The sequence below is a fragment of the Bacteroidota bacterium genome (assembly GCA_008933805.1).
Lineage (GTDB): Bacteria > Bacteroidota > Bacteroidia > UBA8524 > UBA8524 > SB11.
On the sequence record WBUH01000001.1, the window covers coordinates 455301 to 472343 of the forward strand.

A 17043-nucleotide genomic window follows, 5' to 3' on the forward strand; every position below is an offset into this window, starting at 1 on the left:
TAAAAAACCACAAGTATTGATAAACAAGGCACAAGTACAAAAACGTTTCAATGTAATAGCGCTTTGGTTTTTAGTTATGGCCTATCTACACTACTTGCGCCCCCTGTTTTTGGTTGATTTTTGGTACGATGAGGTGATGAGTTTAGAAGAGTTCATTCTTGTACCCTTCAAAAAAACCGTTACCGATTACCCTGTCCCCAATAATCATATCTTTTTTAGCCTGTTGATGAACGGCTGGCTGAAATTATGGGGCATACACACCTTTGCCGAAGCCGTGCAATCCATTTGGGTAGTTAGGTTATTGCCCGCGTTATTTAGTGCGGGAGCATTGTTTACTGTAACCGCCACCGTAAACAGGGCTACAAAACAACAATGGTGCGTAGTGGGCATGGTTGCCCTTATGGCTATGCTGCCTTTTTATAACTACGCAACGCAGGTAAGAGGGTATGGGCTTAGTATAATGCTGATTACATTGATAACCAACAGGCTGTTAGCCTATTACCAAACCCGCAAAGCAAAGTGGGGTGTATGGGCAAGTGTATTCACAGCATTGTTTATTTATACTATCCCTTCTAATCTATACCCTGTGATTGCGTTCTTAGCCGTTGCAGGAACAATGTGCTTACGGACATTAGCTAAGGAAGGCTTTAAACAGGCTGTAAATTCAGTTCATGCAAAGGCGGCGTTGTTTGTGGGGAGTGGAGTTGTGATTGCCATTGTATTATACCTTCCCGTTTTTAAACAGGTAATTAGTAACGACTATGTGAAATCAGCGGGGATGTTCAGGGCTGAGATATGGAACGAAGCCTTACAAATAGTTAGGTATTTGCTAAAACCGTATTACATATCTCTTATTCTTATACTGTGGGGGTTATGGTTTGCAGTGGCCAAAAAAGCTGATATGCGAATAGTGATTGCACTGGCAGTTGTAATTATTTTGCCCTTTGTCTTTAGCTATATACGCGGCGATAGACCTTTTGATAGGGTGTTTTTATGGATATGTCCTTTGCTGGCAATTATAGTGGGGGTGTTGTACACCCATTTGCACGAAGGCTTTATTAAACGCTCTATGATGGCTACTTCGTTTCACTTTGTTGTTACACTTGGTTTTATTTGGGGCTTGCAGGATGCAAAAGGACACAGCCAGCTACGATTAGCCGATGACCTGAAAAACGAAGTAAACCGCTGTGATATTTATTACAACAATCTGCTTACTACGTATCATACTAATCAAAATTTGGGGTGGTTTAAACAAAACTACTATAGTGATAGTGCAGTGGTGTATTTGCACGAAGTAGATAAGTATGCCATGCAGGGATATTTACCCTTACACGCTATACAATGGGAGCCAGACCCGCAAAAAATTAAATCGGTGGATAGGTATTTTATCATCACTTTAGCCCCTACCCAAGCCCAAAACTATTATTTGCAGTTTGACAGTAACTATACGTTTAAAAGACTCAATCCAGATTTGGATTATGTGAATATTGTAGAGGCTGTACGGGTTGATAAACAGTAGTTTGTAAAAAAAATCTACTACAGAAACACTACTGACATAGGGCTGTCATAACCCCGCTGTTGTTTTGTATCATAAACTAATAACACTACTATGATACTTACACAAACCACCGAAATTTCACTTAAAACACAAATGGAGGATTTTGCTGCCTATAACCAATGGGCTAACAAAACACTGGTTGATTGGCTGAAGACCAAACCAGTTGAAGTGTTTACCAAAAACATACCCTCAAGCTTCCCTACTTTGCAAAAAACATTGATGCACATTTGGGATGTTGAACAAGGTTGGATAGCAAGATTACAGGGTATGGCTACAAAATCGTTCACGTGGGAAGGGTTTGACGGAACACTTGAGGATATTATCGAGGGGCTACTGGAGCAATCTGAAAATACAGCATTGTATGTACAGGCTCTTACCGAAGATGAGTTAATGGGCGATTGCTTTTTCTCCATACCCTATGTGGGCGATCATACCGTATCTCGCTACGAAATCTTGCAACACGCGTTTTGCCACAGTATTTACCATAGGGGGCAAGTAATAACCATGGGACGTAACTTAGGGTTTACGGATGCACCCATGACTGATTTTATGTTTTATCTTCTACGTGTGAAACGCGCATTACATGACTAAGGAAGAAATACTTGAGCAGCGCTTGCAAAGGCAGCATTTTACCCGACAGCCGCATACCAACGCTGCTGAATTGGTGACTGCTTTGGTAGCTGTGCAATCGCAAGAATATGCAGGAGCCAAATGGGCACTGGGCTTGCGTTTGCCCGGCACAACCGACGAGTTGATTGATGCTGCCTTTAATGCGGGCGAGATACTGCGAACACACGTGCTTAGGCCTACGTGGCATTTTGTGGCTCCGCAGGATATACGCAGTTTACTGCAACTTACTGCACCCTACATTCATGCCCTTAGCGATTACTACTATCGGCAAAAACAGTTGGATGCAAAAGTGTTTTTGCAATGCAATTCTATTATTGAAAAGGCACTGCGTGATAATAACTACCTTACACGTGAAGAGCTGAAAGAAGAGTTTGATAAGCACGGAATAGAGACAGATACGTTACGGCTGGCTTATATAATGATGCAGGCAGAGCTTGAAGGACTTATTTGCAGCGGCCCACGAAAGGGAAAACAGTTTACCTATGCACTAATGGATGAGCGGGTACCAGCCACTAAGCCCTTGAAACGAGAAGAAGCTTTGGAACAGTTTACTCGGCGTTATTTTGACGGGCACGGGCCTGCCACCATACATGATATGGCCAAATGGAGCGGTTTGAGAATAGGGGATGTGAAAGAGGGGATAAGCTTGGCCGGAAACAGCTTACAATCAGAAATGGTGGGAAAGCATGAGTTTTGGTTTACACCTTTAATGCCGATTGAAAATAGTAATACTGATAACGTTTGGATGTTGCCTACCTACGATGAATATGTGATAGGATATAAAGTAAACGAGGTATTTATGGATGTTGCAAAACCCCAAGGTAGTTTAACTTTTGACAGCACCGTGATGATTAACGGAGTACTGAAGGGCTGCTGGCGACGAACTATCAACAAAAAGACAGCTGTTTTTGAAGTTAGTATGTTTACAAAACCAGAAAAGGCCCTGCGAAAGCAAATAGAAGCGGCATGCGAGAAATACGCAACCTTTTTTGGGGTAAAAGCAGAAGTGTTTTTTGTTTGATACTTATTTTTCGATTACTACAAACAAGTAGTCACCCAACTCATCGTTATAGCGGGCTTTAACTTTTTCAAAAGTTCCGCGTTCAATATCAGTAGCAAGTTGTGCAAGTCCTTGTTCCACTTCTTCTTTGTTTGCCAGGGCAGCAAACGAAGAAATACCCTGACGTATTTGAGCATCAAAGTATAGTTTAGGTTGATTTTTACCCACGTACAAAAACTTGTCCTGCAAGTCGTTTTTCACGTAGTACTTATGATTGGCAGTAATGTTTAATCCCGCTTCCGAAACAGCGGATTCAATAGCGGTGTATGATGGCATCTGACGGATTGAGCGTTCAAGCATTTTAGGGAAATAATGATTGAGCCAATACCCTTGCATTTGCTCAGCCGTTGAGGTAAAAATTACCATACGGGCATTGGGTTTCAACACACGGTACAGCTCTTTAAAAGCAAGAATTAAATTAGTCCAGTGGTGAATGGTAAGAGTACCTATCGCTCCGTCAAAATAATTGTCGGTAAACGGAATGTTCTCTGCACTGCCTAATTGCCATTTCACCGATTGACTTTTGGTTTTGGCTTGCTCTAACATCAATGTTGAAGGTTCAACACCCACCATGTTAATGCCTTTGTGGGCCAGCGTGATAGTATAATTGCCCGTACCGCACCCTATATCCAAACAAACCCCTTCAGGTTGTGGCTGTAATAATCCAAAAAGCGTTTGCGCCAAATACGGGTCGGCGGTACGTGTTTGATTGTATTGGCTGCCAATGGTGTTATAGGTCGTCATGCGATGTGTGTGTTTACGACGTGATTTTTTTAGACAAAAAATACTCAATTAGTTTGAAATGGAGTATAAGTAGGTTCAATCAGTTTAAGCAATCAATGAGCAAAATTATAAACTGACGAGGGTTGAAAAGGTACTAAGCCATTTCCAACTTAGGCAATTGCCATTCGGGTATTGTACCGTCAGCATTCTCCACCAAACCGTCGCGTAAGCGAACAATGCGTTTGGCGCGCTGTGCAATATCTTCTTCGTGGGTAACCACAATAATAGTGTTGCCTTGTTTGTGTAAATCTTCAAACAACTGCATTATTTCAACAGAGGTTTTGGTATCCAAGTTACCGGTAGGCTCATCGGCCAATATAATACTGGGTCTGTTTACAAGTGCGCGGGCCACGGCAACACGTTGACGCTGGCCTCCCGACAGTTCATTCGGGCGGTGGTTAACACGGTCGCCCAAACCCACTGATTTCAACACTTCCATGGCGCGCTCCAAACGTTCTTCTTTTTTTATCCCTGCATATATTAAGGGCAACGCCACGTTCTCAAGAGACGATAAACGGGGCAATAGGTTAAACGTTTGAAATACGAACCCGATTTCTTGATTACGGATATCGGCCAGCTCATTATCCCCCATGCTGCTCACATCTTTCCCGTTCAGCATATAAGTGCCCGATGTTGGGGTATCCAATGCTCCCAATACATTCATCAAGGTAGATTTTCCCGAACCCGAAGGTCCCATCAAAGCCACGTATTCACCCTTAAATATTTCGATGTTTACATCTTTAAGAGCATACAGCACCTCGGTGCCCATAATATACCTGCGTTGGATATGTTGTAAATGGATTAATGCACTCATGGAATTTTAATTTGGGATTAAAAGTTGTTGAAATGTAGCTCAGCCTTTATCAATCACCTTTGGTGCGCGGAAATAATCACTATCCTTCTTAGGGGCATTAAATAAAGCTTCGGCTTTATTCAAGTGGCCTTTTACCTCATCCGTACGCAATACATTTACGTCTTCGGTCATATAAATCAGCGGCTCAACTCCTTCGGTATCTACTTGGTTCAACTGTTCACAAAAACCGATTATTTTTTCCAAATCGGCTTTAATGGCATCACGTTCACCGGCTTCAAACTCAAGCTTTGCCAAGTGCGAAAGATGGTTTACCAACTCATCGTTAACTTGCATATTCGTTCAATTTTGTTTCAATAATATGAAAAACATTTTGTTTCAACTCCTCTGCATCAGTGGGTTTTAGATGGGCAGCCGCAATAGGACGATGAACATACATTCGCAGCTTTCCGGGGCGGGCAGCAAAGGGTCCGTATTCAGGTACTTTTATCCAGTTATCAGGTAAAGTAACCGGCAATACATAAGCGCCTGATGCTATCGCTGCCTTAAATGGGCCGTCTTTAAATCTTCCCAAATCGGGTACCCACGTACCGATAGTACCTTCCGGAAATATCACAATACTGGTGCCATCTTCTTGCATCCGTTTATTGGCAAGCTTGAAAGCCGCCGCAGCATTGTGCGGGCTTTTACGGTCAACCCCTATATCCATTGTTCTGAAAAACCGTCCAAAAACGGGTATCCGTTCCAACTCAGCTTTTGCCATAAAAGTTACATACCCGGGCAATCCGCAAGTAATAACGGGAATATCAACGTACGAAGTATGATTAGCCACCACAACGTATGTCTTTTTTGGGTCGAATTCTTCCTCAAACTCCACTTTTAACCATAAACCCGATAAGGTCATCAGGAACCATCCCCACACTTTACGCCCGAAGTGGGCAGCCGGATACATTTTTTTGTGTGAAAGGGTGATAGCAAACCAAGGATACAACACTATAAAACCAAAGCCCAGTAAAAAGAAAAACCACCAGCCGTGTATGCGTTGCAAAGCATTAGGGTGGGGTATTTTAGAGGCTTTTTTTCTAGCCATTCATCACAGTTTTTAATTGCTCAACCTGATATTTTAAGAAGTTTTCAAGTGGTTTCACTGCCACCATCTTCAAAAACATATTCAAATCAGCTTCAAGTATGGCGTTTACTGTGCATCCGTTTGCAGCAGGGTTAATCACCCATTTCAGCATAAAGTCAAAAGGTTTTCTGCCGTCCGGCTCAAGAGCAATCAGAGCATCTTCAATAGTTTCTTTCATCCTCAATGCCAAATCAGCCGTGCCTTGGATAGTGAAACTACAAGTTACCTCAGTACTTTGCCAGTTAATTACCTGTGCGGGCATTAGCTGTTTATGGTTGTTACAATCTGCCAAAAAAGCAAATACTTCTGCCGAAGGTTTGTTTATAGCCGTTTGGCCTGCTTCAATTACTGTCATTGTTGTTTTCTGGTTGCTATTACTGATGCTACTATAACGGATAAAAGCAAGCCGATTAGAACCAACGGGCCTGTAAATGAAATGACTGCACCTGAAAAGGTGAAAAGCTGTCCGGCTTTATCTAATTTGGTTTGTACCACTTTTGCTGAGTCAGAAGCCATTTGTTCAATACGAGGTCTGTCGGCTTGTGTTGTGCGAACAGTATCATTATAGTTCACCACAAAATTCTCTTTGTATTGGACAATTGTGGTGGCTGTTGAATCTTTTTCTTTTACAAAAAAGGTCTCAGCCTCTTTCATATAAGTTACTTTAACATCAGGGTTTATGTAGTTGAAATAAATAACATATCCGATAGCCGTAACTATCGCCGCCATTGCAGAAATAAGAATACCGTTGAACATACAACGCGCAAAAGAAATATGCCCGTTGTTACGTTGCTTATAGTCCCTTAGCGCAAGGTAAATCCCTAAACCTAGCGTAAGCAGGTTGATAACCAGGATGTAGAGTTTGGTAGAAGGGTCTTTAAAAATATCTAATTGGTTGCCGACTAAGGTTTCAATAAGGATAAATGCTCCGGCTAGCGCACCCCACAAATACGTTTGTTTCATTTTGGTTCAATAAAAAATGCCTTCGGCAAAAATACATTACCAAAGGCATATAAATGCTTTTATACTGCCCAAAAAAGACAGTTAATATTTTTAAGGAAAAAGTCTTATGCTTCGTCGGCGCGGTCGTAGTCTTCCGAGTATTCAGCTTGTGAGCGGTTAAACTCCTCAAAATCATACTCAGGCATCAGCTCGCTTTTCACGTGGTTTATGGTGTCGTTCAAGGCATCCATAAATTTGTTAAAATCTTCTTTGTATAAAAAGATTTTATGCTTCACATACATCCCGTTATCCTGCCTTTTTTTGCTCTCGGTAATGGTTATGTAATAGTCATTCCCACGGGTAGATTTAACATCAAAAAAATAGGTGCGTTTTCCTGCCCTTATTTTTTTTGAGTAAATCTCATCTCTATCATTTTTGTTAAAATCCTCCATTTTAATCCTCTATTGCGTTTCGTTTAGTTCTGCAATTACTCCAATATTTCTGTAAAAATAGAAAGTTGCGGGCATTATTTGCAAATTTTAGTCGAATTTTTTTTTTGGATAGAACAAGGAGTTTTATTACATTATGCTGTAGTGTCTTCTACCTCTTCGCGCATCTGCTTATAATATAGCTCGGCATACTTGCCGCCTGCGTCTAGCAAGGTTTTGTGATTTCCGGTTTCAATTATCTCGCCGTCATCAAGTACAATTATGTTGTCAGCACCTATTACTGAGGAGATTCTGTGGCTGATAATTATCGCAGTTTTATCTTGAAAAATGTCTTTAAAATTAGTCAAAATAGTAGCCTCGGTTTTAGTATCTACCGCTGATAAGCAATCATCGAGCAATAAAATTTCAGGCTCTTTAATAATTGCCCTTGCAATGGCTACACGTTGTTTTTGGCCTCCCGAAAGCGTTACACCGCGCTCACCTACCATGGTTTCAAACTGCTTCGGAAAATCCATAATATTATCATAAATATCAGCCTGTTTTGCAGCTTGAGCCACCTTCTCGTGCGGGTTTTCGCGGTTACTTAAGCCAAAAGCAATATTTTCAGAAATACTATCGCTAAACAAAAACACATCTTGTGGCACATAGCCCACACGCTCCCTAAAATCTTCAAGATTAGTAGCACTAAGAGGTTTTCCGTCAATTAATATTTGGCCTTCCTGCACATCGTACAAACGTAATAGCAACGATGCTATGGTACTTTTACCCGAGCCTGTAGAGCCAATAATACCAAAGGTTTGTCCTTTTTGTATACTGAAATTAATATTGGTTAATGCCTTTTGTTTGGCATTTTCATACTTAAAGCCCACATTCACAAACTCAATGGCGTTGTTAAAATCAAAGGGTTGGTGGCTGGTATTTACAATTTCGGGCTGGGTATCTAAAAATTCATTGATACGGGCTTGTGAAGCGGCGGCTCTTTGCACCAGCGATGTAATATAACCCAATGATGCCACCGGCCATGTAAGCATGTTCACATAAATCACAAACTCGGCAATATTACCATAGGTTAGCTCTCCGGCAATTACCAGCTTACCGCCTATAAAAATGGTTAGCAAAGTACTAAGCCCCACCAGCATCATTATTAGAGGGAAGAACAGCGCATCCACCTTCACCAGCTTCATCGATTTATCTTTATAATCTTCGCACTCTTTTTCAAAAGCACGTTGCGATGCGGTTTCTTTGGCAAATGCTTTGATGATTTTGATACCTGAAAATGCTTCTTGCGTAAAGCTGGTTACTTTTGATAATTGCGATTGTATTTTATCGCTCTGTTGCTCAATCATGGTATTCACATAGTAGATAGCAATGGCCAAAATGGGCAGTGGTATCAGTGAGTACAGCGTTAGCTCAACATTAATAGAAAGCATGATGCCGATAACAATCACAAACAGGGTGATGGTATTGATAAAATACATAATCGCTGGGCCAATGTACATGCGCACGCGTCCTACATCTTCGCTGATGCGGTTCATCAAATCGCCCGTATTGTTTTTGCGGTAAAATGATTGAGACAATTTTTGGTAGTGCGCATAAATGTCGTTTTTCATGTCGTACTCAATATGCCTTGATACCACAATAATGGTTTGACGCATAAAGAACATGAAGATACCTTTTAGTATCGTGGTGCCCACAATCAGCATAAAAAAGTAAAGGCTCACGCGGCCAATTGCTTCAACGGAGCTGTCATTTATTACAAAACCGGGTGCATCGGTTATTTTTTTGCCTTCGCTCATGGCTTCGCTCACCAGCGGGCCAATCCATACGCCAAAAATGTTAGAAACGGTTACAAACAAAGTACCCAACAGCAACTTCCAGCGGTACTTAAACAGGTATTTATTAAGGGTAGATAAGGTTTTCAAGGGAATATTAAAAATAGGGTTATGTTAAGCCAAAAAAAATTACTTTTGCGGCATCTTTTTAAAACCGCACAAAATTATCACATTATGTTGGAAACTAAAGAAAACATTCAGGCCACACAGGTTGACCTATTTGGGCAACTTTCTACGTTCGATCACGAACAAGTAGTTTTTTGCCAAGACAACCACACCGGCCTAAAAGCCATTATTGCCATACACAACACGGTTTTGGGACCGGGGTTGGGTGGTACCCGCATGTGGCTTTATAACAACGAAAAGGATGCCATAAATGATGCTTTGCGTCTTTCTCGCGGAATGACGTATAAAGCTGCCATTAGCGGATTGAACCTTGGCGGAGCAAAAGCGGTTATTATTGGCGACGCTAAAACACAAAAGAGCGAAGCTCTTTTCCGTAAATTCGGGCGTTTTGTTGAGAACCTAAACGGTAAATACATCACTGCTGAAGACGTGAACACTACTACTAAAGATATGGAGTACGTGAACATGGAAACTGAGCACGTTGTAGGTTTGCCCGAGTGGACAGGCGGCGGCGGCGATCCTTCGCCCGTTACGGCTTTCGGTACTTACATGGGTATGAAGGCATCTGCCAAGCAAGCATGGGGTAACGACAGTTTGGCAGGCAAAACTGTGGCAGTACAAGGTATTGGTAAAGTAGGTTTCCACTTGTTGGAGCATTTGCACAACGAGGGAGCTAAAATTTATGTTACCGACCTTAACCAAGACATCCTTAAAAAAGCTAACGACACTTTTGGTGCTATTGTAGTACCCGGAGATGATATTTTTGGCTTAGACGTTGATATTTTTGCACCTTGTGCTATGGGTGCCATACTGAACGACCAAACTATCCCTCAATTGAAGTGCAGCATTGTGGCCGGCGCAGCTAACAACCAACAAGCTGACGAAAAGGTACACGGACCTATGCTGAAAGAAAAAGGCATTTTGTATGCACCTGACTTTGTAATTAATGCAGGTGGTTTGATTAACGTTTACAGCGAGTGGACAGGCTACAACAAAGAGAAAGCCTACTCACAAGCTGAGAATATTTACAACACCATTTTGAACATTTATTCTCACGCTGATGCGCACAATACTCACCCGCAAGCTGCTGCAATAGCACTTGCTGAGAAGCGTATTCACGATACAATGAAACTACGTTCAACGTATTAATCCATAAGATTAACCGATACTAAAGCCTGTGTGCGTTTGCACACAGGCTTTTTTGTTTTTTGGCGACGGAGATAAAGCCCGCCTCGAAGGGGTTCGTTTCGAATGGTTTTATACCATTCGAAGCGAAAATACCCAAAGCCCCGAATTTTATATTCGGGGGAATTACAAATTGTAGTTTCGGTAATTATACTAAGACGGGTATAAAACCCGCCTCTTTTACGGGATACGTCCCGAAGGGTTTAAAACCCTTCGGGCGCTAATACTCAATAGCCCGAATTTTATATTCGGGGGGATTAACAAATAAGCAGTTTCGGTAATCACGAATAAGACGGGCATAAAGCCCGCCTCTTTTGCATTGTATCAACCCGCGAATGGTTTAAACCATTCGCGGGTATTTCAATCTCTAATCACTCACCACTAAACACCCATAAATTAACAGTTGCCCATTGGCTGCTCACCAATTATATTTGCACCCTAAATTTTTTAGACCCTACAAATCATGACAAAAGGACCTATATCACAGTTTATCACCCACCACTATCGTCATTTTAACGCCGCTGCTTTGGTTGATGCTGCCAAAGGCTACGAAACCCACCTGCTTGAAGGCGGTAAAATGTTGGTGAGTCTTGCCGGTGCTATGAGTACAGCCGAATTGGGCATCTCATTGGCAGAAATGATACGTCAGGACAAAGTGGCGATTATAAGCTGTACAGGGGCAAACCTTGAAGAAGATATAATGAACCTTGTGGCGCATACCCATTACAAGCGTGTGCCTAACTACCGTGATTTGAGCCCAAAAGAAGAGTGGGACTTACTTGAGCAAGGGTTTAACCGTGTTACCGATACCTGCATACCTGAGGAGGAAGCATTCCGCCGCATACAACGCCATATACACAAAATATGGAAAGATGCCGAAGACAGCGGCGAGCGCTACTTCCCTCACGAGTATATGTATAAACTGTTGTTGAGCGGTGTAATGAAAGAAAATTACGAAATACCCGTTGAGCACAGTTGGATGATTGCAGCAGCCGAAAAGAACCTACCCATTATTGTTCCCGGTTGGGAAGACAGTACCATGGGTAATATTTTTGCCAGTTACTGCATAAAAGGTGAACTGAAAGCCAGCACCATGAAAAGCGGTATAGAATACATGGTATGGTTGGCCGATTGGTACCGTAAAAACAGCGGTGGCAAAGGCGTAGGTTTCTTCCAGATAGGTGGCGGTATTGCGGGAGATTTTCCCATTTGCGTGGTGCCTATGATGTATCAGGATTTGGAGTGGCATGATGTTCCGTTTTGGAGCTATTTCTGCCAAATCAGTGATTCAACCACATCATACGGTTCATACAGCGGTGCGGTGCCCAATGAAAAAATTACATGGGGTAAATTAGACATTAATACACCTAAGTTTATTGTTGAGTCTGATGCCACCATCGTAGCCCCCTTGATATTCGCTTATTTGCTGGGCTGGTAAGGGCTTCTTCCCTCCACTCACCCCAAGTAAGCAGTTTATCAGAAAAGTAACGTTGCCCGTTTATATTGGCAGCCATTGATAAATTAGTTGAAAAACCCTTTAGGGGTGAGTGAAATGAACAAAAAAATAGAATTTGATGCCGTTTTAATTTCTGCCGGTGATGGCGGAGGTGTATATGCCGAAGTACCTTTTAACGTAGAGGAAGTTTTTGGTAGCAAAGGCCGTGTGCCTATTACTGCCCTTATTGAAGGCGAATCTTACAAAGGCTCGCTGATGAATATGGGGACAGGCTGTCATATTTTCCCCGTACTAAGAGCCATTCGCGAGAAAATCGGGAAACAGGTAGGCGATACCATTCATGTAGTGGTTGAGCGCGATACTCAAGAAAGGGTAGTCGAGTTGCCCGATGAGCTTGGGCAGCTATTGGCCGCCAACCCTGCTGCAAAACAGTTGTTTGACGGACTTTCATTTACCAACCGCAAGGAGTATGCCCGATGGATAAGCGATGCTAAACGTGAGGAAACCAAACAAACCCGCCTTGCACAAACCCTTGAAAAGCTGATGGCAGGCAAGAAAAATCCAACTGATAAATAAACTCAGTTATCATTAATCAATTATCATTTTTACAAAACTGTGTAGTGAGCATTAGAATGTGTTTTATGCTTACTACTTAATGAAGATATAAATTCACAATGAATTACCCTTTTAACATCGAAGAGAAATTAGGCTTCGATATCATACGAAATAAAATACGCGAAAAATGCCTTAGCTCTTTAGGGGCGGCATTTGTAGATAAAATGAAGTTTAGCACCGCTTATGATAAAGTGGTGCAACGCTTGGCACAAACCGACGAGTTTTTGCGCATCCTGCAAACCGAGAATAACTTTCCTTCGGATAATTACATCGACGCTACCCGCCACTTCAAGCATTTGGGCGTTGAAGGCTTTTTCCTGAGCGAATTCCAATTGCACGAAATACGGCTTTCATTGTCCACCTTCGGGCAGGTAACCCGTTTTGTGGAGACTAAGAAAGACTTGTACCCACAATTAGCAGAGTTGTTCAGAGACGTTAAGTTTGACGATACCATTATCCGTAAAATAGACCGCATACTTGACAAAGACGGGAACATGAAACCGTCGGCCTCGCACGAGTTGCTGGATATTGAAGCCGGAATTGTAGAAGCCAACCGTGAGTTGCAACGCAAAGTAAACAGCATTTTGCGCCGTGCCCAAAGCGAAGGCTGGGCTGCCGATACCGACGTATCGGTACGTGATAACCGCTTGGTAATTCCCATTTTGGCCGAACATAAACGTAAAATACCCGGTTTGGTACACGATGAATCGGCAACGGGGCACGTGTATTACATAGAGCCTACCGAGATATTGGAGCTAAACAACCAGTTGCGCGAGTTGCAAATAGAACGCCGTCGCGAGATTGAACGCATTCTCCGTCAAATATCAGCCGAAATTGCCCCCGAAGCACCTATCCTTACCGAGTATTACCACAAACTGGGCGTGATAGATTTTGTGCGGGCGAAAGCCTCTTTCGGGTTGCAAATTCAGGCCATTGTTCCCAAAATTGAGAACAAGACCTCGTTTGTTTGGAAAAACGCCTACCATCCCATTTTGTGGATGAACCACAAAGCACAGGGCATGGATATTATCCCGCTGGATGTAGACATGAACCCCCAGCAGCGTATTATGGTAATATCAGGCCCCAACGCGGGTGGTAAGTCGGTAGCCCTTAAAACACTCGGGTTGCTGCAATACATGATACAAAGCGGTGTACCCGTGCCCATGCACGAGAAATCGCAAATGGGCATCTTCGGACAGATATTTATTGATATCGGCGACGAACAATCACTGGATAACGACCTTAGTACGTACAGTTCTCACCTTACCAACCTTAAACATTTTATCAATTTTGCCGACAGGAAAACCCTGTTTTTGGTAGATGAGATGGGAACAGGTACCGACCCCCAATTTGGTGGTCCTATGGCCGAAGCCATTATGGAGGAGTTGAACCAACAAAAGGCGTATGGTGTAATTACCACGCACTTTAGTAACCTAAAAGTATTGGCCAACAATTCTGCAGGAATGGTTAACGCCAGTATGGCCTACGATACCGCACAATTGAAACCGCTGTTCAGGTTAGAGATTGGCAAACCCGGTAGCTCGTTTGCGTTTGAAGTGGCCGAAAAAATTGGTTTACACAAACGTGTGATTGAGAAAGCCCGCAAGAAGGTTGGTACCAAGCAAAAGAACGTTGACGAACTGATTGTTCGCTTAGAAAGTGAGCGCAACGACGTTGTAGAACTTAGAGCCTCGCTTGACCAAAAGCAGGAACACGTGGATAAGCTGATGAGTCATTACACACAGTTAAAGCAAGAGATTGAGGAGAAGAAGAAAGAATTGTTGCGTAAGGCCAAAGAAGATGCGTTGGAGATTATCAACCAATCGAATCAGTTGATTGAAACTACCATCCGTACTATTAAAGAATCGAAAGCAGAGAAAGAACAAACCGAAAAGGCTCGTAAAACCCTCGAAACCAAGCGTGAGAAGTTGAACGAGGAAGTGATGGCAGAGAAAATAACTGTGCTGCCTCAGGATGGTTTGGCGGAGGGGAATAAGGTACGTATTAAAGGCCAGTTTGTGGTGGGTGATATTGTGAGTGTGAAAGGGAACAAAGCAGTGGTAGCGTTTGGCGACTTACGCAGCAGCATTGCCCTTGATAAGCTGGAAAAAATAAGCATGAAGGAAGCCAAGAAGATAAAGGAAACCTTTAAGGGCTTTGACTTGAACGAAAAGATGCTTGAGTTTAAACCTGAGATTGATTTGCGCGGAATGAGGGGAGAGGAGGCTATGAATGAAGCGGTAAACTTTATTGATAAGGCGGTAGTGCTGGGCTTTGAACGTTTACGCATTGTACACGGTAAAGGCGACGGTATCCTTCGCAAGCTGCTGCGCGATTACCTTAAAAAGCTAAAGGTGGTGCAATCTATTGCCGACGAACACGTTGAAATGGGCGGGCAAGGCGTGAGCATTGTTACGCTGCGCTAATTTTTGATTTGAAGATTTGTTGACTTGTAGATTTAGACATTTAATCTTCAAGTCAACAAATCAATAAATTACAGCTGACTCTTTATTATACTTATTTCTGTACTCTAACGGCGATAATCCTGTAATCTTGCGGAACACTTCCCGAAATGCCTTCACGTCAGAATAACCCACATCGTACATTACTTGGTTGATGGTTTTACGCGTGGTTTCAAATGCTTTTTTTGCAGCTTCAATTTTCACACGTTGCGCATATTCAACCGGAGTATTCCCCGTAGCTTTTATAAAGCGACGGTCAAAGTTGCGCCTTCCAACTGCAAATTGCGACGACAACTGCTCCATCGAAATTTTCTCATTCAGGTTCTGCTCAATATAGGCTTGTGCTTTTTGCACCAGTTCATCTCCGTGTTGTTTTTGGCCTGTGAAAATGGCAAACGGCGATTGACTTTGCCTGTCAATTTCAATTTGGAAAACCTTTGAACAAAAAATAGCCGTCGTACGGTCGTAATACTTTTCGATAAGGTAAATAATCAGGTTTAAGAAAGAGTAAGCCCCGCCACAAGTATAAATGCCGTTTTCGTCAGTTATCAGCTTATCCGTTTGTAAATCCACTTTGGGAAACATCGTTCTAAAGCTATCCGCCGCTGCCCAATTAGTAGAGCAGGTTCTGCCGTCAAGCAATCCGGCAGCGGCCAGCATAAAGGCCCCTGTACAAATGCTCGCTGCCTCAGCCCCGTTTTTGTATTGATTCACCAGCCAGTCAATCACTTTTACGTTGCCTTTTATCGCCTCATTGTAGTTGTGGTTCAATGATGGGATAATAATAAGGTCAGTTTTGGCTATGTCTATTATATCGGTGTGGGGGCGGGCAGTAAATAAGCCTCCAAAAAACTCTACCTCTTTTGATATGCCTGCCAGTTCAATTTTAAACACCTCGTCCCTGCCGCTGTCTTTCCAATATTTATTCGCTCTCATAAATATTTTATAAGTCCCAACAATGCTGCTGAGATTGTTATGACCGTCAGGTACTATTATGGTAAGGTGTTTCATAGGTTTTGAACAAAGGTGGTGATTTATGTTGTCCAAATCAACCCGCTTAATGGTCTGTTTTACACCCCTGTAAGGTTAATTGCAGTCACCATATTTGCAGTTGTTATAACAAACAACTTAACATCTATCACTATGAAAACACAAGATTTAACCTTTACACTTATTGTTGACCAAACACCCGAAGTAGTGTTTAATGCTGTTAATAACGTTCGCGGCTGGTGGTCTGAAACCCTTGAGGGCGATTCAGAAAAATTGAACGATGAATTCATATACCGTTACCAAGATATGCACTACTCAAAACAACGTTTGGTTGAAGTAGTGCCCAACCAAAAAGTGGTATGGTTGGTTTTGGATAGTTACCTAAGTTTTATTGAGGATAAAACCGAGTGGACAGGAACTAAAATCAGTTTTGAAATTACAAGGGAGCAAGACAAAACCCAATTGCTTTTTACTCACCACGGCCTTAACCCCGAGGTGGAATGTTATAATGCCTGTTTTGACGGTTGGAGCCATTACATAAAAGGCAGTTTGGTAGAACTGATTGCGAAAGGGGAGAAGGTAAGTTCTAACTAACATTATTGAGAATAAGCTATGGAAACAATGAATGCTGCATTTGGTGTGCAAGAAGTGGCCGCAAGGTTTAATGAACTGGCCATGCAAGAGAAATGGTTTGAGATACAAGACGAACTTTTTGCAGAGGACGTACGAAGTATTGACCCCGCCGGTTCTCCTTATATGGGTTATGCTGAGGGTAAAGCTAATGTGCGTAAAAAGGGCGAAGATTTTGTAAAGAACATTACCGACGTTCATAGGATGCACACTACTACACCCCAGGTTGCAGGCAGCTTTTTTACAGTCGGTAGGGAAATGGACATTACCGTTAGTGGTTTCGGCCGAATCCAAATCAATGAAATAATGCTGTACGAGGTGAGGTATGGGAAAATTGTATTAGAACAGTTTTTCTATACGGTATAATCTGCCAACTAACATTGTA

Annotated in this window: 18 protein-coding genes; 9 read left to right on the forward strand and 9 right to left on the reverse strand. The window is 42.4% G+C overall.

Translation table 11 applies throughout. The features are described from left to right. The first annotated feature begins 76 nt into the window (after positions 1 to 76). From F9K23_02085 to F9K23_02095, 3 genes are all read left to right on the forward strand, one after another. Positions 77 to 1519: a hypothetical protein gene (locus F9K23_02085; GenBank protein ID KAB2918951.1), complete on the forward strand. Its 1443-nt coding sequence runs from the start codon at positions 77 to 79 to the stop codon at positions 1517 to 1519. Positions 1520 to 1609: 90 nt separating this feature from the next. Beyond that, a complete protein-coding gene (locus F9K23_02090) occupies positions 1610 to 2149 on the forward strand; it encodes a damage-inducible protein DinB (GenBank protein KAB2918952.1) in 540 nt (179 codons plus the stop codon). After that, positions 2142 to 3209 (forward strand): winged helix DNA-binding domain-containing protein, encoded by a 1068-nt coding sequence (locus tag F9K23_02095; GenBank protein ID KAB2918953.1) that lies wholly within the window; start codon positions 2142 to 2144, stop codon positions 3207 to 3209. Before F9K23_02090 ends, F9K23_02095 begins: the two co-directional genes overlap by 8 nt. Positions 3210 to 3212: 3 nt before the next feature. Here F9K23_02095 and F9K23_02100 read toward each other — a convergent pair whose 3' ends face one another. From F9K23_02100 to F9K23_02135, 8 genes are all read right to left on the reverse strand, one after another. Continuing rightward, positions 3213 to 3992: a methyltransferase domain-containing protein gene (locus F9K23_02100; GenBank protein KAB2918954.1), complete on the reverse strand. Its 780-nt coding sequence runs from the start codon at positions 3990 to 3992 to the stop codon at positions 3213 to 3215. A gap of 133 nt (positions 3993 to 4125) precedes the next feature. Beyond that, on the reverse strand, positions 4126 to 4845 hold the full coding sequence (locus tag F9K23_02105; GenBank protein KAB2918955.1) for an ABC transporter ATP-binding protein: 720 nt from the start codon (positions 4843 to 4845) through the stop codon (positions 4126 to 4128). Between the two features lie 39 nt (positions 4846 to 4884). Continuing rightward, complete coding sequence (gatC, locus tag F9K23_02110; GenBank protein ID KAB2918956.1) at positions 4885 to 5178, reverse strand: Asp-tRNA(Asn)/Glu-tRNA(Gln) amidotransferase subunit GatC; 294 nt, start codon at positions 5176 to 5178, stop codon at positions 4885 to 4887. Beyond that, the gene (locus F9K23_02115) at positions 5168 to 5932 is read right to left on the reverse strand and encodes a 1-acyl-sn-glycerol-3-phosphate acyltransferase (protein ID KAB2918957.1); all 765 of its coding nucleotides are present in this window, start codon (positions 5930 to 5932) and stop codon (positions 5168 to 5170) included. The genes gatC and F9K23_02115 overlap by 11 nt, the downstream gene beginning before the upstream one ends. After that, positions 5925 to 6326, reverse strand: coding sequence for an SRPBCC family protein (locus F9K23_02120; protein ID KAB2918958.1), 402 nt, complete (start codon positions 6324 to 6326; stop codon positions 5925 to 5927). The genes F9K23_02115 and F9K23_02120 overlap by 8 nt, the downstream gene beginning before the upstream one ends. Next, positions 6323 to 6934 carry a DUF4199 domain-containing protein gene (locus tag F9K23_02125; protein KAB2918959.1) on the reverse strand — a complete coding sequence of 204 codons (612 nt, stop codon included), beginning with the start codon at positions 6932 to 6934 and terminating at the stop codon, positions 6323 to 6325. Before F9K23_02125 ends, F9K23_02120 begins: the two co-directional genes overlap by 4 nt. A 104-nt stretch (positions 6935 to 7038) precedes the next feature. Then, positions 7039 to 7365 carry a PUR family DNA/RNA-binding protein gene (locus F9K23_02130; GenBank protein ID KAB2918960.1) on the reverse strand — a complete coding sequence of 109 codons (327 nt, stop codon included), beginning with the start codon at positions 7363 to 7365 and terminating at the stop codon, positions 7039 to 7041. A 131-nt stretch (positions 7366 to 7496) separates the two neighbouring features. Beyond that, positions 7497 to 9284 carry an ABC transporter ATP-binding protein gene (locus F9K23_02135; GenBank protein ID KAB2918961.1) on the reverse strand — a complete coding sequence of 596 codons (1788 nt, stop codon included), beginning with the start codon at positions 9282 to 9284 and terminating at the stop codon, positions 7497 to 7499. A gap of 84 nt (positions 9285 to 9368) precedes the next feature. On the opposite strand from F9K23_02135, the gene F9K23_02140 reads away from it, so the two are divergent. The 4 genes from F9K23_02140 (at position 9369) to F9K23_02155 (ending at position 15002) form a co-directional block, all read left to right on the forward strand. Continuing rightward, positions 9369 to 10469: a Glu/Leu/Phe/Val dehydrogenase gene (locus tag F9K23_02140; protein KAB2918962.1), complete on the forward strand. Its 1101-nt coding sequence runs from the start codon at positions 9369 to 9371 to the stop codon at positions 10467 to 10469. A gap of 499 nt (positions 10470 to 10968) precedes the next feature. Continuing rightward, on the forward strand, positions 10969 to 11943 hold the full coding sequence (locus tag F9K23_02145) for a deoxyhypusine synthase family protein (GenBank protein ID KAB2918963.1): 975 nt from the start codon (positions 10969 to 10971) through the stop codon (positions 11941 to 11943). A 114-nt stretch (positions 11944 to 12057) separates the two neighbouring features. Next, positions 12058 to 12537 carry a DUF1905 domain-containing protein gene (locus tag F9K23_02150; protein KAB2918964.1) on the forward strand — a complete coding sequence of 160 codons (480 nt, stop codon included), beginning with the start codon at positions 12058 to 12060 and terminating at the stop codon, positions 12535 to 12537. A 98-nt stretch (positions 12538 to 12635) separates the two neighbouring features. Further along, a complete protein-coding gene (locus F9K23_02155; protein ID KAB2918965.1) occupies positions 12636 to 15002 on the forward strand; it encodes an endonuclease MutS2 in 2367 nt (788 codons plus the stop codon). Positions 15003 to 15062: 60 nt separating this feature from the next. On the opposite strand, the gene F9K23_02160 is transcribed toward F9K23_02155, so the two are convergent. Then, the gene (locus tag F9K23_02160; protein ID KAB2918966.1) at positions 15063 to 16049 is read right to left on the reverse strand and encodes a helix-turn-helix domain-containing protein; all 987 of its coding nucleotides are present in this window, start codon (positions 16047 to 16049) and stop codon (positions 15063 to 15065) included. A gap of 132 nt (positions 16050 to 16181) precedes the next feature. Here F9K23_02160 and F9K23_02165 point away from each other — a divergent pair, with 132 nt between their 5' ends. Then, the gene (locus tag F9K23_02165; GenBank protein ID KAB2918967.1) at positions 16182 to 16622 is read left to right on the forward strand and encodes an SRPBCC domain-containing protein; all 441 of its coding nucleotides are present in this window, start codon (positions 16182 to 16184) and stop codon (positions 16620 to 16622) included. A gap of 27 nt (positions 16623 to 16649) precedes the next feature. Continuing rightward, entirely contained in the window at positions 16650 to 17024 is a 375-nt protein-coding gene (locus tag F9K23_02170) for a nuclear transport factor 2 family protein (protein KAB2918982.1), read from the forward strand. Positions 17025 to 17043 lie beyond the last annotated feature (19 nt).